The organism is Shewanella vaxholmensis (genome assembly GCF_031932135.1).
GTDB lineage: Bacteria > Pseudomonadota > Gammaproteobacteria > Enterobacterales > Shewanellaceae > Shewanella > Shewanella hafniensis.
The window spans coordinates 69,252-89,036 of sequence record NZ_JAUOEV010000009.1 but is presented as its reverse complement, the minus strand read 5'-3'; the positions used below and the strand labels follow the sequence as shown (position 1 = coordinate 89,036).

Below are 19,785 nucleotides of genomic sequence, written 5' to 3'. Positions count from 1 at the left end.
AAGATGCACTCAGTAGTTCAAGCTGTTACCGACAGAATTATTGCCCGTAGCAAAGCGTCACGTGAAGGTTATCTCGCCGCATTGAATGATGCCCGTAACCATGGTGTACACCGTAGCTCATTGAGCTGTGGCAACTTAGCCCATGGTTTTGCCGCCTGTAATCCAGACGACAAAAATGCATTGCGTCAATTGAATAAGGCTAACATCGGCATAGTGACGGCATTTAACGACATGTTATCTGCGCACCAACCCTATGAAAGCTATCCTGAATTGCTGAAAAAAGCCTGTCAGGAAGTCGGCAGTGTTGCACAAGTGGCGGGCGGTGTTCCGGCCATGTGTGACGGTGTGACTCAAGGTCAACCCGGTATGGAATTGAGCTTACTGAGTCGTGAAGTGATTGCTATGGCAACGGCTGTGGGCTTGTCTCACAACATGTTTGATGGCGCTTTACTGCTCGGCATTTGCGATAAAATCGTTCCTGGTTTGCTTATCGGCGCCTTAAGCTTTGGTCACTTACCTATGTTATTCGTGCCTGCTGGGCCGATGAAATCAGGTATCCCGAACAAAGAAAAAGCCCGTATTCGTCAGCAATTTGCCCAAGGTAAAGTGGATCGCGCGCAGCTGCTTGAAGCAGAAGCCCAGTCTTACCACAGTGCAGGAACCTGTACTTTCTACGGCACTGCAAACTCGAATCAGCTGATGCTTGAAGTGATGGGTCTGCAGTTACCTGGCTCGTCATTTGTAAATCCTGATGATCCACTGCGTGAAGCCTTAAACAAGATGGCGGCTAAGCAAGTGTGTCGTTTAACCGAAATGGGTACCCAATATACCCCAATCGGTGAAGTGGTCAGCGAAAAGTCTGTGGTTAACGGCATTGTGGCACTTTTGGCTACTGGCGGTTCTACTAACTTGACTATGCACATCGTCGCCGCTGCTAGAGCTGCCGGTATTATCGTGAACTGGGATGATTTTTCTGAGTTATCCGATGCAGTGCCATTAGTGGCGCGCGTGTATCCAAACGGTCACGCCGATATCAACCATTTCCACGCTGCCGGTGGCATGGCGTACTTAATCAAAGAATTGCTCGATGCGGGTCTATTGCATGAAGATGTGAATACCGTTGCGGGTTTTGGTTTACGCCGTTATACCCAAGAGCCAAGGCTGCTCGACGGTGAACTGCGCTGGGTCGATGGTCCAACGACTAGCTTAGATACTGAAGTGTTAACGTCAGTCGCATCACCTTTCCAAGGCAACGGTGGCTTAAAATTACTCAAAGGTAACTTAGGCCGCGCTGTGATCAAAGTGTCAGCAGTACAAGAACAACATCGTGTCGTTGAAGCGCCCGCAGTGGTGATTGACGATCAAAACAAACTTGATGCCTTGTTCCAAGCCGGTGCTCTGGATAGAGATTGTGTTGTGGTGGTTAAAGGTCAAGGCCCGAAAGCCAACGGTATGCCAGAACTGCACAAGTTAACCCCACTATTGGGAACGCTTCAAGACAAAGGCTTTAAAGTCGCGCTGCTGACCGACGGTCGTATGTCTGGCGCGTCGGGTAAAGTCCCTGCGGCCATTCACTTGACGCCAGAAGCCTTAGATGGCGGTTTAATTGCCAAAGTCCAAGATGGCGACTTGATCCGTGTCGATGCGTTAACAGGCGAACTGAGCCTGCTTGTATCTGAAGCTGAACTTGCCACCAGAGCAGCGGGAATAGTGGATTTACATCGCTCACGTTATGGCATGGGCCGCGAGTTATTTAGTGCGCTACGTTCAAATCTAAGTAGTCCAGAAACTGGTGCGCGTTGTACTAATGCCATCGATGAACTTTATTAATACAAAGGAAGAATAACGCAATGCTTGAGAATAACTGGTCACTACAGCCACAAGATATTTTTAAACGCAGCCCTATTGTTCCTGTGATGGTGATTAACAAGATTGAACATGCGGTGCCATTAGCGCGAGCACTGGTTGCCGGCGGCATTAGCGTGTTAGAAGTGACTTTGCGTACGCCTTGCGCACTTGAAGCTATCACGAAAATCGCCAAAGAAGTGCCAGAGGCCTTAGTGGGCGCGGGTACTATCTTAAACGAAGCTCAGCTAGATCTTGCGATTGCCGCTGGTGCGCAATTTATTATCACCCCAGGCGCGACAGTTGAACTGCTCAAAGCGGGTATGCATGGTCCTGTACCATTGATCCCTGGTGTTGCGAGTATTTCAGAAGTGATGACGGGTATGGCGCTCGGTTACACCCACTTTAAATTCTTCCCAGCTGAAGCCTCAGGTGGCGTGGATGCGCTGAAAGCCTTCTCAGGACCGCTTGCGGATATTCGCTTCTGCCCAACAGGTGGCATTACGCCAAGCAGCTATAAAGATTATTTAGCGCTGAAAAACGTCGATTGTATTGGTGGTAGCTGGATTGCGCCAACGGATGCAATGGAACACGGCGATTGGGATCGTATCACTCAACTTTGTAAAGATGCCATTGACGCTTTATAAATTGAGCTTGAAATAGTGACAAAATAAAAAACCACCGCAAGGTGGTTTTTTGTCTTTCATCTTTCGTCTTTGATAAAGAATGTCTGTGACAGCGGGCGCTATAGAAAGTTTAGCTTTTATAGAAATTCGCACATTTACAAACGGTCTGGCTTTATAGCAAGTCGGGCAGCGCAATGTCTGCTTGGCTACATTTCCTTACTCAGTTCAACATTTGAGCCGGCTTTGGGGCTAAATAACTGTTGATACAGTCGCCCCGCGAACTCATCTGTCATCCCTGAAATATAGTCCGCTAAAACTCTGTGACTGTTTAAGCCTTGTTGCTCACTTTCACGCCAGCGCTCTTGGGTGTTCAGTGGCAGTAAACGCTCAGGATCGGAAGCGAAGGCTTCGAATAAGCCCATCACAATCTGCTGGCCTTTATATTCGAGCATTTGGATCTCAGGTTTACGGATCACATATTTATAAACCAGTTGCTTGAGCACATTGAGCGCAATGGCAAATTCGGGCTCTAAGGTGGCATTAAAGCGCAATAATGGTTCTTCAAACACGTCATCTTCTGAGATAACAATCGCGGTGACAAAGCCATTAACGAGTGTGCCTATAGCATCTTTACGCAGGTGATGCTCATGGGAGAACAGCTTATTGCCAATATCAGCAAGCTCTTGTCGTATCCATGCATCGCCGCTGTTTGTGAGTGTTGGCGCCACATCCTGATGCCACTGGGATGCTGTGACTATGCCCATTACAATCGCATCTTCGAGATCGTGCACTGCATAGGCGATATCATCTGCCAGTTCCATAATCGAGCAATCGAAGGATTTAAACTGAGTGCGCAGATGCGGATAGTGGTGCAGGGCGGGGTGTGAACCTTGCTGCGTCGAGGTAAAACGACTGCGGTCTGCCTCAGATAAAGGCTCAAGTACCCAAGCGAAGATGTCGTTATCATCGTCGAAAATGCCCTTAACCGGCGGCCATTGTGACGGCTTGAGCTGCCTATGGTTGCTGATATCGTTATGCTCACCCGCGACAAACAGCTGCGAGTGCGGCGCGGGGTATTTCAAAATCCCCAGCATGGTACGCCGACACAAGTTCATCCCGAAATCTAATGTATAGGGCTCAAGCTTAGAGAGAATTCGAAAAGTTTGGCCATTGCCTTCAAAGCCGCCGTGGTCGCGCATCATGTAATTCAATGCGACTTCGCCGCCGTGGCCGAAGGGAGGATGACCAATATCGTGGGCCAAACACAGGGACTCTAATAGGCTCATAGAGCAAAGCAGCTGCTTATGCTGTGGATATTTGCGTCTAAGCTGCGCGGCTATGCCGGTGCCAATTTGCGAGACTTCAAGTGAGTGGGTTAATCGAGTACGATAGAAGTCATTCATGCCAACGCCGAGCACTTGCGTTTTGGCCTGCAGGCGGCGAAAGGCGGCCGAGTGGAGAATACGCGCCCTGTCTCTTTGGTAAGGGCTGCGGTGATCGTTACGCCGTTGTTTATCTTCACCATGACGGCGTTCTTGCCAAACACTTGAAGTCATATGCATTCCTAGCGAGAGTGGAAAATCAAAGCATCTTGTTAATTTCGTCTAAATTCAAGGTGAAACTGGGCACAAAGCAGTTCATAAAATACTGTACGGCGGGGTCAGGATTTGTCGCCAACATGTCTTCGAGGCGCTTACGGGCGGTATTGAACTCACTGTTGCCCGCACGGTTTTCTTCAAGACATTTAAGATAGGCGCACAGAGTATCAGCCGATTTCACTATTGTCTTGTAAACGGGATCGGCGTAATCACTGATGAACAGACTGCGATAATCTGCTTTAAATTCCTCTGGCACCATATCCAGCATGCGCTGCTCAGCAATCGCCTCAATCTTTTTATACTCGGCTTCGATTTCTTTGTTGAAGTATTTCACCGGCGTCGGTAAGTCACCCGTGAGGATTTCACTGGCATCGTGAAAAATCGCCAGACTTGTGGCTTGATGGGGACAGAGCGTCGTGCCGAACTTTTTATTGCTGATGATCACCAGTGCATGGGCCACCATGGCAACTTGCAGCGAGTGTTCTTGAACATTTTCAGTGCGAACGTTGTACATCAAAGGCCAGCGCTGGATAAGTTTCATTCGAGCTAAATGGGCAAATAAGTGACTCATAGTTTTCCTGTAAAAGTGACCAAGTATATAACTTATGGTTTACCTGCTAATGAGTGAATAGAAAGGCGACAAGCTGCAATGGAAGACGTGACACGAGTTGAATAAGCAGTATTGACGCTAATGAAGTGTTAGATTATCACAGCCTTGGATGACACGTGAGCATGAGCGGGAGGTTTTGTACAAATCGCTAAAAATAAAGCGACCACTCGGATCGCTTTATGACTCAAACCGTTAACTGAGGCTAAACCTACTGCCGATAGTTTTCGAGGAAGGCGCCAAACTCGGTAAATGCTTTTTTCAGATCTTCTTTATAGGGTAAGAAAACCACTCGCAAATGGTCGGGCTCAGGCCAATTAAAGGCGGTGCCGTGCACTAACAGAATTTTCTTTTCTCTGAGTAAATCCAGCACTAAGCGCTCATCATCCCGCAGATTGAATTTCTTCATATCCAGTTTAGGGAAAGCATAGAGTGCGCCCTTAGGCTTTTTCACGCTCACGCCCGGGATTTGATTAAGCAATTCGTAACAGGCATCCCGTTGAACTGTCAGGCGACCTTTAGGTAATATCAGCTCGTTAATACTTTGATAGCCGCCGAGCGCGGTTTGAATCGCATGTTGATTGGGCACGTTTGCACACAGGCGCATCGAGGACAGCATCTCTAAACCTTCGATATAGCTCTTCGCTGCTTTAAGATTGCCAGACAACATCATCCAACCGACGCGAAATCCCGCTGCGCGATAAGCCTTTGATAGACCATTGAAGGTAACAGTTAAAATATCGTCCGACAGGCCAGCAGCAGGAACATGCTTGGCTTCGTCATACAAAATTTTGTCGTAAATTTCATCGGCAAATAAAATCAAACTGTGTTCACGGCAAAGCTCAACCACTTGCAGCAGTAATTCTTTGCTGTAAACCGCGCCCGTAGGATTGTTCGGGTTGATCAGCACAATACCGCGGGTACGCGATGAAATCTTGCTTTTAATGTCGTTGAGATCGGGGAACCAGTCCGCTTCTTCATCGCAACGATAATGCACCGCTTTACCGCCAGCGAGATTGGCCGCCGCCGTCCACAGTGGATAGTCAGGTGAGGGGATTAAAATTTCATCATCGGTGTTAAGCAGACCTTGCATCGCCATCATAATGAGTTCTGAGACGCCGTTGCCTATATAGATATCTTCGATATCGACACCAAAAATCCCTTGGGCTTGATAATGCTGCACTATGGCCTTGCGGGCAGAGAATAATCCTTTTGACTCACAGTAGCCTTGGGCACTGGGTAAATTAAGGATCACATCGCGCACAATTTCTTCAGGCGCTTCGAAACCGAAGGGTGCCGGATTACCAATGTTAAGTTTGAGGATCCGATGACCCTCGTCTTCTAAACGTCTGGCTTCCTTGTGCACTGGGCCGCGGATGTCATAGCAAACGCTATCCAGCTTGTTGGATTTGATGATAGGGCGCATTTACACCTCGGAACATGCATAAAGTTTTGGCTTAAGTTAGCGCACCATAACGAAATTTCACTGTAGATGAAAGGGGGGAACTGCACAGAATGGGACTTTTTTTATAAAAACTACTTAGTTAAATATGCTTTAACAGTCAATTAATGAAATAAGAACAAGTTTTATATTCTGATTTTTATATTATTTAAAGAGCGTTAGACTGTCGATGGTGGTAAATAAAACCTGCTTTACGTGTTTTTTAGATGTAAGAAGAAAATAATCACGCTTAACAGAAATGCATTTTCAGTGGTTGACGGTTATTTCGTTTCCTTTGTTCGTCCTATAAATCTTAGTCGGGGAAAATTGTATTTTAGCAAAAGCTTAATGATTGATTTTTAATTACAGTTCCTCGATAAGATCAACTTATGCAAACTGTATATGACCTTGTGATAAATAGGCATATTTATTGAATGCTTATTAAGCTAATAGGATCATTAACGGTTTCGTTGCGATTGAGTTAAAATGCTTTAAATTTAAAGTGTTATGTTGGTTTTGTCTGCGACCGTTAAAATTATTTTCTAGCAAGTTAAATTTATAGTTGACTCAATATTCGATGCGCTTTATTTTCTGCGCGATGTTTTTGGCAAGGCACCTCAGATAGCAAGCAATTAGCGGGTTTTATCTTCAGGGTTAGTCATCATGAAGCAGCTGTGTTGACGTTCTGAATCATATTGATTTCAGACGTTATTCTAAAACCATTTGCCTTTTAGGCGATTTATTTAGAGGACCTAAGTGCATGTCTGAACCGACAGCGTTAAGTCTCATCCCACCTTTGGTGGTATTGGTGTTAGCTATTTGGTTACGCCGTCCCATTTTATCTCTGATCATAGGTGCGGTAACCGGTTTCCTGTTACTCGATCCCAGTCAAGTCTTAAACAATTTTGCCAGTGTGTCATTGAAGGTCATGGCCGATGAAACCATAGGTTGGTTGATTCTGGTGTGTGGTGGTTTTGGTGCGCTGATTGCGCTTTTGGTCCGCACCGGCGGCGCATTAGCGTTTGGTCGTAATGCACTGAGATTTGCTAAGGGACCCAAATCTTCCCTATTGATGACGTTTATTCTTGGGATCGTGATTTTTATTGATGATTATCTCAATGCGCTGACCGTGGGTGAAACCATGAAGCGTGTAACGGATAAATTTAAAGTGTCCCGTGAGATGCTCGCCTATGTCGTGGATTCCACTGCCGCGCCTGTATGTGTGTTAGTGCCATTATCGACTTGGGCAGTATTCTTTGGTGGGTTATTGGTCGATAACGGTGTTGCGGCCGAAGGTCAGGGCATTGCTGTCTACATGCAAGCGATTCCTTACATGCTTTACGCTTGGTTAGCCGTGGCTATGGTGCTACTTGTAGTACTCGGCATAGTGCCTGCCATTGGCCCGATGAAAACTGCGCAGCTGCGCGCCGCCCAAGGCGAGCCAGCAGAAGCTCAAGTGGATTTTGACCAAGTGCAAACCTCGGACGAATATGCGGTTAAAGCCATCGAAGAGGAATTTAAGCACGCCGATAATCATGGCAAACTGCATAACTTTTTAGTGCCGATTGGTTTGTTAGTGGCTTTTACCGTGTACTTTGATATCGACGTGTGGAAAGGCTTGCTGGCGACTTTAGTCATCACTATCCCTTATTATGCTGTGCAGCGTTTGATGCCGTTATCCGAGATGATGGACCAGATGATTGATGGCTTTAAGAGCATGTTACCGGCGATTAGCACTGTGATTGCGGCATTTGTGTTTAAGGACGTATGCGATGAGTTATTACTGCCGCAGTACGTGATTGAATCCTTAAGCCCGTTTATGACGCCTAAATTGCTGCCTGCTGTGGTGTTTTTATCCATGGCGATCCTCGCGTTTGCGACGGGTTCGAGCTGGGGCATTTTTGCGGTGACCATTCCTATCGTGATGCCATTAGCGCAATCGGTGGGCGCGGATATCCCATTAGTGATTGGTGCCTTGTTGTCGGCATCATCATTTGGTAGCCAAGCGTGCTTCTACTCAGATTCAACCGTATTGGCCGCACAAGGCTCAGGTTGTAACTTAGTGAGCCATGCAGTGACTCAGTTACCTTACGCGCTTATTGCAGCAGTAATCGCATTTATCGGCTTTATTGTGATTGCATAGCCTAAGCCACTGTCGAACCAGTCACCATTAATATAAGAAACCAGCTGCGGCTGGTTTTTTTATGTCTGCCGTCATTGGGTTAGGCGGCTAAAGTGAATCAAAAATGAGGCAAAGTGATTAGGCTTGAACTAGGTTGAAGGCGATTCCACTCTTGAAGGGAGAACTTTAGACGATGTCAAATTATATTTTACGGAATTGTCATTTATATTTTACATATTTCATCGTTGCCATGTAGCTTTTCAAATCAAAGCCTGATTATACTTTGCATCCTTCATGGTGTTATTTTCAACATTAGTGGCAAACGAATCAAATGGACTCAACCCTTCTTACTGCGTTTTTCCAGCACGGCACTATACGTGATGTCGAATGTTTATTCCCCGATATCTCAGGCTATCCAAGGGGGAAGCTCATGCCAGCCCGAAGCTTTGCTCAGGGGGCTGAGTTACGTATTGCCCAAGCGATTTCGATGCAGGCGATTACTGGGGAATATTCCTACGATCCTATTTTCCCTGATGCCGACCCTGATCTCCTATTAGTCCCCGATTACAGTACCCTAAAAATGATCCCTTGGAGCACAGTGCCGCGCGCATTTGCCATCCATGACTGTGTGTTGCTCGATGGCAATTTATGCCCATTTGCGCCGCGTTCTATTTTAAAAAATGTGTTGGCCCGTTACCAAGCCCTTGGGTTAACGCCCGTGGTGGCCCCTGAGATTGAGTTTTATCTGACTGAAGCCAATACCGATCCGAGTGTGCCGTATCAGGCGCCCATTTCAAAAAGTGGCCGAGCTGAAAATGGTCAATCCGCGTTTAGCATGAATATGCTCAATGAACTCGCGCCATTTTGGGATGAGTTTAATGCCGCCATCGATGCGATTGGGATCAAAGGTGATACTTGGATCCATGAGATGGGGCTATCGCAATATGAAATTAACTTAGTGCATGGCGATCCGTTGGCTCTTGCAGATCAAACCTTTATGTTTAAATATGCGGCGAAAGAAATTGCCATTAAACATGGCTTGAATGCAATTTTTATGGCGAAACCCATAGCGGGCCAACCCGGCAGTTCTATGCATTTACATCAAAGTGTCGTCGATGATAAAGGCAACAATATTTTCAGCCATGCTGATGGTAGTGACAGCGAACGTTTTCACCATTACATCGGCGGATTACAGAAATATCTACCTGATTTAATGTTGTTATTCGCACCTAATATCAATTCATTCCGACGTTACATTTCCGGTAGCCAAGCGCCGATTAATTTAAGCTGGGGCGTCGATAATCGCACAACAGGTTTACGAGTGCCATTGAGTGCGCCGGTGGCGAGACGGCTAGAGAATCGCATTGCGGGCGCCGATGCTAATCCGTATCTGATGATTGCCGCATCTTTGGCTGCGGGTCTTGCGGGAATGGAAGAAAGACTCGCACCCAGCGCGCCAGAAACCGGTAGTGCTTATGAGAGCAGCCATGACTTAGCGCAGACATTTCTCGCTGCATTAACGCAAATGCGCCAAAGTGATTCGGCAAGGCGCTTACTCGGGGATGATTTTGTCACGGGTTTTGTGTCGGTGAAGGAGATTGAGTTTCAAAGTTATTTGAGTGAGATAGGTGCTTGGGAGCGACGTTTCTTAGGGCCGCAATGCTAGTGCTTATTTGCTGAAGGGATGTTGCTGGATAACGTCTTATTTCCTTGAGTGACTCGACATAAATACATCCCACAAATCACGCGACTAAAAAACAGCAACAAAAAAGCCAGTGCAATCACTGGCTTTTCTTCGACTGGAAACGAGAAGGGCGATTAAACGCGCTTCTTGAATTCGCCAGTACGAGTATCGATTTCAATCTTGTCGCCAACTTTCACGAAGTCAGCAACAGTAACAGTGCCGCCGCCAGTGATAGTTGCTGGCTTCATCACTTTACCTGAAGTATCGCCACGAGCTGAAGGCTCAGTGTAGATCACTTCACGTACGATAGTGGTTGGCATTTCAACAGAGATAGCTTTGCCATCGTAGAAAGTCACTTGGCAAGTTTCTTCCATACCGTCAACGATATAAGCCGCTGCATCACCTAAGTTTTCAGCTTCTACGTCATATTGGTTATATTCTGCATCCATGAATACAAACATAGGATCAGCAAAGTAAGAATAAGTACAATCAAGACGATCTAGGATGATGTCTTCTAACTTATCTTCACCTTTGAAAGTCGTTTCAGTACCAGAGTTAAGCAGTAAGTTTTTCAACTTTAACTTAACGATAGCAGCGTTACGGCCAGAACGAGTTGTTTCAGTTTTCTGCACAACCCATGGGCTGCCATCTAACATGATCACGTTACCAGGACGGATTTCATGAGCAGTTTTCATTACACTATTTCCTATATTTAGATTTTTCTGTTTTCGCGCAGTATCTTAGCTGTTTTTAACGAACTGAACTAGTCGAGTAGCGAGATCTGCAGCATTTAATGCATTAATTGGCCATTGTTTAGCATGGTGCAACAAGGGCAAATTAACAGGATTAAGGTTTTGCCAGTGAAGGCTCACGGCAGATTGCTGTGCTTGGTTGAACGCAAGATTCAATTCAGACCAATAACAAGCAATTTTAGGTGGCAGATTATCGCAGTAAAGTTTGAGAAAAGCTTCTAATTTTACGAGGTGATAATCATCTTCTTGGGGATAAATGTGCCAAATGAAGGGTTTTGCGGCCCATTGGGCGCGTAAAAAGGAATCTTCACCGCGGACGATATTAAAATCGCAGCTCCAGAGCAGGCGATCAAACCCCTGTTGATCTGTCATAGGCAAAATGTGCAGAGTCAAATTGCCATGATTTATCTGCTGACCCGGCACGAGTGCGGCAATTTCACAGGGCAGTAAATGCGTCAGACTGTTTAAGCTACGCCCCTTGGGAATAAGCGCATGGACTTTCTCGGCCGATTGCTGCCATAACTCGCATAATGCGGGTAGCGCCTCGGTCTCATAGCTAAAGATGCTAACCACAGTATCTTGAGCCTCAATCCCTTTAAGACCTAGCTGACTAAAAAGCTGTAATTTGTTAGCTGAGTTAGCTTGCCAAGCATCGCGCTCGGCAAACAAATCTTGCTCGCAGATGAGCCCACCGGTTTTTGCGCCAAAGCCCGGGAAGTAAAAATACTTCTTTAAACCATTGGTTTGTAATGAAGGTAAACCATGGCAGCCTTCGACCCAATCCTCTGCGCTTAAATATTCTAAATTCAACCAGATAGGCACAGATTTGGGATCGTGTTGATGCAAATAAACCAACTGCGCTTTTACCTGTTCGGGTAGTTCACAGGCAAAGGCTTCGATGAGCACATTTCCTGCGACAAACGCTATGGGTAAAGGCTTAGTCCAATGAATAATATTCACACCATTGAAGCTTTGAGTGACTTTTAGTGGATCGAGTGTCGGTAAAATATGCGAGAAGCTTGCGAGGTCGTCGACCCACAAATTAACGGGAATCTGGTACTCATTAGCCATTTGTTTGGCTAAACGCCAAGTGACACCAATATCGCCATAGTTATCGACGACAGTGCAAAAGATATCCCAATGGGTGGAGCGGGGTGTATTGGTCATGAGTGTGATATGTCATTATTCTTAGTTACAACAAGTAGATAGTTGCAATAAGTAAAAATATAAGCATAAAAAAAGCGGCGTTAAGGCCGCTTTAATCAAATGGTTAGCCCAATTAGTCTTCTAATTCTGCTAAGCACATTTCTTCGTAAATTTGCTTAACCCAAGCATCGACACGCTCTTCGGTCAGTTCTGGCTGACGATCTTCATCGATACCTAAGCCAATAAAGTGGTCGTCATCGACTTGACCCTTAGAGGCTTCGAAGTTGTAGCTCGCAGTTGGCCAGTGACCAATGATGATACCACCACGCGCTTGAACGATATCGCCAACCATGCCCATGGCATCGAGGAAATACTCAGCATAGTCTTCTTGATCACCACAACCAAAAATAGCGACAAGTTTGTCAGTAAAATCAATTTGCTCTAATTCAGGGAAGAAATCGTCCCAGTCACATTGTGCTTCACCGTAATACCAAGTCGGGATGCCGAACAGCAGCAAGTCATACTCTGCAATCTGTTCTTTGGTACTTTTGGCGATATCTTTCACCTCAACCATTTTTTTACCCAGTTTTTTCTGGATCATTTTGGCTACAGCTTCGGTGTTACCTGTGTCGCTACCGAAAAAAAGACCTACAGTTGCCATTGTCTATCCTTTAATGTCTAGTTCACTTATTAGGTTAATCTTGCTGGTACTCGTTCAGCATTCAACTTGTTGCTGAAGAATTAATTCGATTAACTGGCTACGGCTGATGTTACTGGCCAATGCCTGCTCATTCAAGGCGTCATACAAATCTTGTGACACCTTTAACTCTATTCGCTTTAATCCGTTGGCTTTATCGCGCTGGATTTGATTGCGTTTGTTGACCTTAAGCTGCTGGCTACGGGACAAAGGATTACTTCGTGGGCGGCCCCGGCGCTTTTCATTGGCAAAAAGGTCAATGGTGGTTCTGTCTGTCGCTTCTTTTGCCATGTTCTTATTGTTAACCGATCCCTGAGCCTTCCCAAGTGATCTGGATAATACCTTTTACAATAAACCCGGCGCAGCCGAGAAATAACACTAACCAAACAATAAATCGACCAAATTTCGGCACGTTACCTTGTTTAAGCACATCGTGGATGGCCATGCCGATAAAGAAAAATATCGAGGCAAAAAACAGGTTCAGGCCGATGGTTTCAATTTGTTCCATGTACTGAGATAACATACTTTCTTAGTCCTCGAGAGTGTTCTAAGGCCAAAAGAGGCGCGAATATATCACATCAAGATGGCGGCTGCCATATGCTTTAGGTCGAGTTTGCTGCTGATTTACATTGCTTGTTTGTCAATAAATTCAGACACAATCCGGTTAAAGATGGCGGGTTTCTGTGCATGTAACCAATGACCACAGCCTTCGAGGGTTTTCGCCTGCGCCGCAGGGAATTGCGCCATGATAGCGCTTCTGTGCTCACCAGTGACATAATTTGAGTCACCGCCGCGAATAAATAGACTCGGGCCACTATAGCTTTGTACTGGATTTGGCGCCTGATTGTGCCAACCAATAATGTTGGGGTAACAAGCCTTTAGACCACTTAAGTTCAGCTTCCAACGAAAACCCGTATCGGTACGTTGCAGGTTTTTGAGTAAAAACTGCGCCGTGGCTTCGTCGATACCTTTGTCAATCAAGTGGTTTAGGGCAAACCGTCTGTCGGTATGACCTTCTAAGGGCAGACTTGCTAATGCGGCAAACACTGTATCGTGTCTTGGCTCATAGGCGACGGGGGCGATATCGGCTGCCACCATGCTGATAATGCGCTCTGGATGAGCTAACGCTGTCGCCATGGCGATTTTACCGCCCATGGAGTGACCCACAATATGGGCGCGTTCAATAGCCAGTTCGTCGAGTAATGCAACCATGGCAGTGGCGAGGCGAGGGTAATCCATCTCATCCCAATGCTCACTTAAACCATGATTGGGGACATCGACACGAATAACCTGATACTGGCTTTCTAATACTTGTCCTAGGCCTTTGAGGTTATCTAGGTTGCCGAACAAGCCGTGGATCAAGAGTACTGCGGGTCCTTGGCCTGTAGAAACAAAGTTCATGGTGATTCCTGTTGGATCTGTTTAGCTTAACGTGGCGCGAATTGTGCCCTTAATGCCGTTGGCTTGACAAGTCAGTTGCTACTTTAGCGTATATGCGGCAATTAAATTGGGCGCTTTTTCGGCAATTGTCGATTATCTGCTAGTTTGCTGTGCTATTTCACGTATTTTTAGAATAATGACGCTTTATCAGATTGATAGACATGGATACACTGTTAACCGATCGCAATGATCTGCCCCGATCGCTGTGGTACACTTTTTTCGGTTAAGCCTGTCGAATAACAAAGGATAATTAAGGTTATGAAATATATCGAAGTTGATGAAGAGCTCTATCGTCATATTGCCAGCAAAACAGAACGTATTGGTGAGAGCGCCTCTGACATTCTTCGTCGATTACTCGGCCTGTCCGTCGATGCGGTCGAACCACCTCAGCCTTTGGCGATAAGCCAACCAAGTTTAGAGGCTGAACCAATTCAAGCTGCCGTAGTGCAAACTGCACCTGCTGTGAATGATTTTAGTCGTTTAGTCGATGAACATCTGTTATCGCAACAAAAAGGCGCAGTAGGGCGTTTCCTCTTTTTGCTCGAAAGTCTGTATCAATTAGCCCCAGAGCAGTTCTCGCAAATTCTGCAGATCCAAGGGCGCGATCGTTTGTATTTTGCCCGTTCGAAAGAGCAATTGCTGGAAGCGAGTGCATCGGCGAATCCTAAAGAAATCGGTACCAGTGGTTTCTGGGTGACAAGCAACAACAATACCGCCAAGAAACGCACCATTTTATCTGAAGTCTTAGTGCAATTTGGCTGTGATGCAACGGTTGCTGCGGGCATTGCCGAGCGCGTTTAATCCGCGATCGAGCTAAGTTTAATCATTGTTTTTAATTGTAATTGAGTGCAGGAGAGCCATAGGTGGCAATACATCAAAGGGCAGGACAAATCGCTAATCAGACGGATCTGGTCAATATTCCAAAACTGATGAGCCATTATTACAGCATCACGCCAAATATGGATGACGTACAACAACGCGTCACCTTTGGCACTTCTGGGCACAGAGGCTGCGCCTTTAATGGCAGTTTTAACCAACAACACATTTGGGCGATTACCCAAGCTGTGGTGGATTATCGCCAATCGGTGAATATCAATGGGCCGTTGATCCTCGGTATTGACACCCATGCGTTATCCTACGCCGCTTATTTATCGGCCATTGAAGTGCTGGCGGCAAATAAAGTCACAGTGCACATCCAGCAGAATGATGGTTTCACGCCAACGCCTGTGGTGTCCCATGGGGTGATTTGCGCCAATCGCGAAGCAAATATCACAGGTGCGGCACTGTCCGATGGTTTGATTATCACGCCTTCCCACAATCCGCCTCAAGATGGCGGGATCAAATACAATCCACCCCATGGTGGACCGGCCGAAGGTAATATCACGGCTTGGATTGAGTCGCGTGCCAATGATTACTTACGCCAAGCGTTAGCTGGCGTGCAAAAATTAGCGTATGCCGAAGCGCTGGCCTCAGGCTATGTCAACGCCATTGATTTGGTAACGCCCTATGTGGCTGATTTAGAAAATGTTATCGATATGCGGGCGATTGCCAACGCTAAGCTGCGTATCGGTGTTGACCCGCTCGGTGGTTCAGGGATTTTCTACTGGGCACCGATTGCCGCGCGTTATGGGCTCGATATCACCTTAGTCAATGATAAAGTTGACCCAAGCTTTAGCTTTATGCCGCTGGATAAAGACGGCAAAATCCGCATGGATTGCTCGTCTCCCTATGCGATGGCAGGGTTACTCGCCCATAAAGAATCCTTTGATTTATGCCTTGGCAATGATCCTGACTATGACCGCCACGGCATTGTCTGCCCTGGTACAGGCTTGATGGACCCTAATCACTACCTTGCGGTCGCTATCGATTATTTACTGACGCACAGACCGGATTGGAGCGATAGCTTAGCCATAGGTAAAACCTTAGTATCGAGTGCGCTTATCGATAAAATCTGTGCTTTCCATGGCAAAAAGTTACTCGAAGTGCCTGTGGGTTTTAAGTGGTTTGTTGATGGTTTAGCCGAAGCCACCATCGCCTTTGGCGGTGAAGAGAGCGCTGGCGCGGCGTTTTTGCGCCGTGATGGCACTACGTGGTGTACAGATAAAGACGGCTTTATTCTAGGGTTACTTGCCGCAGAAATTCTTGCGGTGACAGGTAAAACTCCAGGTCAACGCCATCAAGAGCTAGTAAAACAATTTGGCCAAAGCTTTTACAAGCGTATCGATAGCCCAATCAGTCTTGAAAACAAGGCCAAATTTGCGTTATTAAATGCTGAAACCTTAAATGCCACAGTGCTTGCGGGTGAGGCAATCGAAAACGTGTTAACCCATGCACCGGGCAATAATGCGGCCATTGGTGGCATTAAAGTGACTACGGCGAATGGTTGGTTTGCGGCGCGTCCATCGGGCACGGAAGCGTTATTTAAAATCTACGGCGAGAGTTTTATCAGTGAGCAGCATTTAGCTGAAATTATCAAAGATGCGCAGGCATTAATTGATAAGGCGCTGAACGCTTAATGCAGCAGTAGGTTTATAAAGTATAAAAAAACAAACGCACTCAGATCTGAGTGCGTTTTTGTTTGTGTCTAATGTCAGTTATGAGTATTAAACTCATGCTGATTTGACTGTATTTAGTACTCAATATGACAACTCGGTAAGTTATTCTTATCAATGTAATTTTGGTGATATTCCTCTGCCACATGGAACTGTTGCAATGGCACTATTTCAGTCACGATATGGCGTAATCCCCAACGACCTGATCGGGCAAAAGCTAATTTTGAGGCTTCTGCTGCGGCTTTTTGTTCACTGTCATGGAAGAAAATCGTGCTGCGATATTGAGTGCCTATATCTCCACCTTGCATGTTCAGGCTGGTTGGATTGTGGTTTTTCCAAAATACCTCGAGCAAGTCTTCATAACTGACCAGGGCAGAGTCAAACTCCACTTGTACCACTTCGGCGTGGCCCGTTTTGCCTTTTTTGACTTCTTCATAGGTGGTCGCGCTATTATTGCCGCCCATGTAACCGCAGGTGGCATTCGAAACGCCATTCACTTGTCTAAAAAAATACTCTACGCCCCAGAAACAGCCGGCACCAAAGGTTGCTAACGCCATAATTAAATCCAATAGAAGTCTAGATGGCTAAGGATTGTGATAAAACTCGCGCGCAAAAGCAAGCCTCTAGCAGGAATATTTATGCTGGACGATTTTTCGATAAGATGATGGGAAATTTACACTCAGCATAGCAAAGCGCCGCGTTGATCTTATTCCGTTCAAAACTGGGTCCTATGGCGATAAATGTCTGAGAACAGCATTAAAAACATGTGTTAGTATTGAAGCCGCTTTTTAAGGTGCGAGTCAGCCTAACCGCGGTGAGATGAATGCTTGAGTGGTTATGGCTATCTGCACTGATGCTATTGCGCCGTTACTGTTACACACCATTATAAGGAGAATTCTGTGTTACAAGCTCTGTTAGATTCAAAGGATTTTTTAGCGCTCACCTTAGCCCATCCTGAACAGTTCGATGGCGAGTTTTCATTTAGCTTAGGCGACCATACCCAAGTTGAAGTGTGGGATACCGGCGTTATCGTTTTTGAGCCCGCCCAGAATGAAGGAAAAGATGTTGTCATTTCTTGCGGTGTTCACGGTAACGAGACCGCGCCCATTGAACTCTGCAATGGTTTAATTAAGCAGCTTTTACAGCAAAAGATCATTGCAAAGCAGCGCACTTTATTCCTGATTGGTAATCCATTAGCGATTAATAACGGCACGCGGATTATCGATGAGAACATGAATCGTCTCTTTAGTGGTGAGCATTCCAATCCTCCGGGATTAGTCAATCCTGAGCGAGTGCGCGCCAAAAAACTCGAAGCCTATGTCGATCGTTTTTATACCGCGGTTGCCGATGGTCGTCAGCGCATTCATTATGATCTGCACACGGCGATGCGCGCCTCGAAGCATGAAAAGTTCGCTATTTATCCCTATCGTCCCGGGCATGCCTTTAGTGGCGAGCAAATCATGTTTTTAGCCGCAAGCGGTGTCGATACGGTTCTTTTTCACCACGAACCGACCACGACCTTTAGCTATTTTTCCTCCGAACGCTACGGCGCCGATGCCTTTACCATTGAGCTTGGCAAAGTGTTTCCCATGGGGCAGAACGACATGACGCGTTTTATCGCCACCCATGAAATGTTTATGCGCTTGATCACCGCTAAGCCGTTGGAGCTAGATGCATTTGATGCCGATAAGGTTAACTTGTACCAAGTGTGCCGGGTCATCAATAAACATTTCGATGATTTTGAATTTACCTTCGCAACCGATGTCGAAAACTTCAGATCTTTCCCGAAGGGCTTTGTTTTAGCGCGGGAAGGTGGGCAAGAAATTAAAGTGGAACATGAGTTTGAGTCTGTCGTGTTCCCTAATGCCAAAGTGCCTATTGGCAATCGCACTGTGATTTGCCTGATCCCTGCGGTGAATGCGGATGTGCGTTAGGCTTGTAAAGCAATATATACATGCGAGGCAGGGATAACTTGTGGTTTGAGCTATGCCAATGGTTGATAGGTAGTTTACGTTAACGTAATGTTCGTCGGGCATATTCGTATAAACAGACGCATCAAAACGCTTTGGTGCGTAATGAGATAACAAGAGCACAATATGAGCAAAGCAACACTCAACACTGATACAGTGCACCGTGTCGGCTTCTTGGATAAGGCATCGCTACACATTCCTATCCTTCGAATTCTACAAGCCGACGGCACCACTTATGAAACCGCGGTTTTGCCTGTGATAGATGAAACCTTAGCCACTAAAATTTACGATACCTGTGTATTCACTCGGGTACTTGATGAACGTATGCTTGGCGCCCAGCGTCAAGGACGCATCAGCTTCTACATGACCTGTACGGGTGAAGAAGCGGCGATTGTCGGCAGTGTGGCCGCACTCGATCAAGAAGATGTTATCCTCGCGCAATATCGTGAGCATGCGGCGCTGCGTTATCGCGGCTTTACCACTGAACAGTTTATGAATCAGATGTTCAGTAACGAGAAGGATCTCGGTAAAGGTCGCCAAATGCCAATCCATTACGGCAGTGCGGCATTGCATTATCAAACGATTTCTTCACCCCTTGCGACACAAATCCCGCAGGCGACGGGTGTGGGCTACAGCTTAAAAATGCAAGGTAAGCGCAAAGTCGCGGTTTGTTATTTTGGCGAAGGCGCTGCATCGGAAGGGGATTTTCATGCTGGCCTAAACATGGCCGCGGTACTGAAATGCCCAGTGATTTTCTTCTGCCGTAACAATGGCTACGCCATTTCAACCCCAACCGAAGAGCAGTTTGCCGGTAACGGTATTGCGAGTCGCGGTGTGGGTTATGGCATGCACACTATTCGTGTTGACGGCAATGACATGCTGGCCGTGTTAGCCGCAACGCAGCAAGCTCGCGCCTATGCGATTGAGCATAATGCGCCTGTGCTGATTGAAGCCATGACTTACCGTCTCGGCGCGCATTCATCATCAGACGATCCATCTGGTTATCGCTCGAAAGATGAAGAAGCCAAGTGGCAGCAACACGATCCGGTTAAACGCTTCAAATTATGGCTTATCAACAAAGGTTGGTTAGCTGAAGCGGATGATGTGAAACTGAATGAGAAATATCGTGAAGAAGTATTGGCTGCGGTAAAAGTGGCTGAAAAAATTCCTGTGCCTATGCTGGATGAAATTATTGAAGATGTGTACGACAAGCCTACGCCAGTGCTGAGAAAGCAACTCGCCGATCTTAAAGAACATATCAAGAAATATCCGCAAGCCTATCCAAAAAGTGCAGGGAGACTATAA

At 46.3% G+C, this 19,785-nt stretch carries 18 protein-coding genes; 8 read left to right on the top strand and 10 right to left on the bottom strand.

Annotated features, from left to right (window positions below; genetic code table 11):
• Positions 1-3 precede the first annotated feature (3 nt).
• Together edd and Q4Q46_RS10045 are read left to right on the top strand one after the other, a co-directional pair.
• Entirely contained in the window at positions 4-1,830 is a 1,827-nt protein-coding gene (gene edd, locus Q4Q46_RS10050) for a phosphogluconate dehydratase (protein ID WP_028759996.1), read from the top strand.
• Between the two features lie 20 nt (positions 1,831-1,850).
• Complete coding sequence (locus Q4Q46_RS10045; RefSeq protein ID WP_311891113.1) at positions 1,851-2,492, top strand: bifunctional 4-hydroxy-2-oxoglutarate aldolase/2-dehydro-3-deoxy-phosphogluconate aldolase; 642 nt, start codon at positions 1,851-1,853, stop codon at positions 2,490-2,492.
• Positions 2,493-2,677: 185 nt separating this feature from the next.
• Here Q4Q46_RS10045 and Q4Q46_RS10040 read toward each other — a convergent pair whose 3' ends face one another.
• The 3 genes from Q4Q46_RS10040 to Q4Q46_RS10030 all read right to left on the bottom strand — a co-directional run bounded on the left by Q4Q46_RS10040 (position 2,678) and on the right by Q4Q46_RS10030 (position 6,102).
• Positions 2,678-4,027, bottom strand: coding sequence for an anti-phage deoxyguanosine triphosphatase (locus tag Q4Q46_RS10040; protein WP_311891112.1), 1,350 nt, complete (start codon positions 4,025-4,027; stop codon positions 2,678-2,680).
• A 25-nt stretch (positions 4,028-4,052) separates the two neighbouring features.
• Positions 4,053-4,640, bottom strand: a complete 588-nt coding sequence (yfbR, locus tag Q4Q46_RS10035) for a 5'-deoxynucleotidase (RefSeq protein WP_220776450.1) — start codon at positions 4,638-4,640, stop codon at positions 4,053-4,055.
• Between the two features lie 247 nt (positions 4,641-4,887).
• Positions 4,888-6,102, bottom strand: a complete 1,215-nt coding sequence (locus Q4Q46_RS10030) for a pyridoxal phosphate-dependent aminotransferase (RefSeq protein WP_006081570.1) — start codon at positions 6,100-6,102, stop codon at positions 4,888-4,890.
• Between the two features lie 775 nt (positions 6,103-6,877).
• Here Q4Q46_RS10030 and Q4Q46_RS10025 point away from each other — a divergent pair.
• Both Q4Q46_RS10025 and Q4Q46_RS10020 read left to right on the top strand, forming a co-directional pair.
• A complete protein-coding gene (locus tag Q4Q46_RS10025; protein ID WP_311891111.1) occupies positions 6,878-8,260 on the top strand; it encodes a Na+/H+ antiporter NhaC family protein in 1,383 nt (460 codons plus the stop codon).
• A gap of 310 nt (positions 8,261-8,570) precedes the next feature.
• A complete protein-coding gene (locus Q4Q46_RS10020; protein ID WP_311905874.1) occupies positions 8,571-9,905 on the top strand; it encodes a glutamine synthetase family protein in 1,335 nt (444 codons plus the stop codon).
• A 152-nt stretch (positions 9,906-10,057) separates the two neighbouring features.
• On the opposite strand, the gene efp is transcribed toward Q4Q46_RS10020, so the two are convergent.
• The 6 genes from efp to Q4Q46_RS09990 all read right to left on the bottom strand — a co-directional run bounded on the left by efp (position 10,058) and on the right by Q4Q46_RS09990 (position 13,919).
• Complete coding sequence (efp, locus tag Q4Q46_RS10015) at positions 10,058-10,618, bottom strand: elongation factor P (RefSeq protein ID WP_006081573.1); 561 nt, start codon at positions 10,616-10,618, stop codon at positions 10,058-10,060.
• 45 nt (positions 10,619-10,663) lie between these two features.
• Positions 10,664-11,842 carry an elongation factor P maturation arginine rhamnosyltransferase EarP gene (gene earP / locus Q4Q46_RS10010; RefSeq protein ID WP_311905873.1) on the bottom strand — a complete coding sequence of 393 codons (1,179 nt, stop codon included), beginning with the start codon at positions 11,840-11,842 and terminating at the stop codon, positions 10,664-10,666.
• 112 nt (positions 11,843-11,954) lie between these two features.
• On the bottom strand, positions 11,955-12,482 hold the full coding sequence (gene fldA / locus Q4Q46_RS10005; RefSeq protein ID WP_006081576.1) for a flavodoxin FldA: 528 nt from the start codon (positions 12,480-12,482) through the stop codon (positions 11,955-11,957).
• A 54-nt stretch (positions 12,483-12,536) separates the two neighbouring features.
• Entirely contained in the window at positions 12,537-12,809 is a 273-nt protein-coding gene (gene ybfE, locus Q4Q46_RS10000) for a LexA regulated protein (protein ID WP_006081577.1), read from the bottom strand.
• 10 nt (positions 12,810-12,819) lie between these two features.
• Positions 12,820-13,041 (bottom strand): DUF2788 domain-containing protein, encoded by a 222-nt coding sequence (locus tag Q4Q46_RS09995; RefSeq protein WP_006081578.1) that lies wholly within the window; start codon positions 13,039-13,041, stop codon positions 12,820-12,822.
• Positions 13,042-13,142: 101 nt separating this feature from the next.
• Positions 13,143-13,919 (bottom strand): alpha/beta fold hydrolase, encoded by a 777-nt coding sequence (locus tag Q4Q46_RS09990; RefSeq protein ID WP_311905872.1) that lies wholly within the window; start codon positions 13,917-13,919, stop codon positions 13,143-13,145.
• 297 nt (positions 13,920-14,216) lie between these two features.
• On the opposite strand from Q4Q46_RS09990, the gene seqA reads away from it, so the two are divergent.
• A complete protein-coding gene (seqA, locus tag Q4Q46_RS09985; RefSeq protein WP_107947487.1) occupies positions 14,217-14,759 on the top strand; it encodes a replication initiation negative regulator SeqA in 543 nt (180 codons plus the stop codon).
• A gap of 62 nt (positions 14,760-14,821) precedes the next feature.
• The gene (gene pgm, locus Q4Q46_RS09980) at positions 14,822-16,474 is read left to right on the top strand and encodes a phosphoglucomutase (alpha-D-glucose-1,6-bisphosphate-dependent) (protein WP_311905871.1); all 1,653 of its coding nucleotides are present in this window, start codon (positions 14,822-14,824) and stop codon (positions 16,472-16,474) included.
• Between the two features lie 113 nt (positions 16,475-16,587).
• Here pgm and msrA read toward each other — a convergent pair whose 3' ends face one another.
• Complete coding sequence (gene msrA / locus Q4Q46_RS09975; protein ID WP_311905870.1) at positions 16,588-17,067, bottom strand: peptide-methionine (S)-S-oxide reductase MsrA; 480 nt, start codon at positions 17,065-17,067, stop codon at positions 16,588-16,590.
• 342 nt (positions 17,068-17,409) lie between these two features.
• Between msrA and astE the strand changes: the two genes are divergently transcribed.
• Together astE and Q4Q46_RS09965 are read left to right on the top strand one after the other, a co-directional pair.
• Positions 17,410-18,444 (top strand): succinylglutamate desuccinylase, encoded by a 1,035-nt coding sequence (astE, locus tag Q4Q46_RS09970; RefSeq protein ID WP_311905869.1) that lies wholly within the window; start codon positions 17,410-17,412, stop codon positions 18,442-18,444.
• Positions 18,445-18,606: 162 nt separating this feature from the next.
• Positions 18,607-19,785, top strand: a complete 1,179-nt coding sequence (locus Q4Q46_RS09965) for a thiamine pyrophosphate-dependent dehydrogenase E1 component subunit alpha (protein WP_311905868.1) — start codon at positions 18,607-18,609, stop codon at positions 19,783-19,785.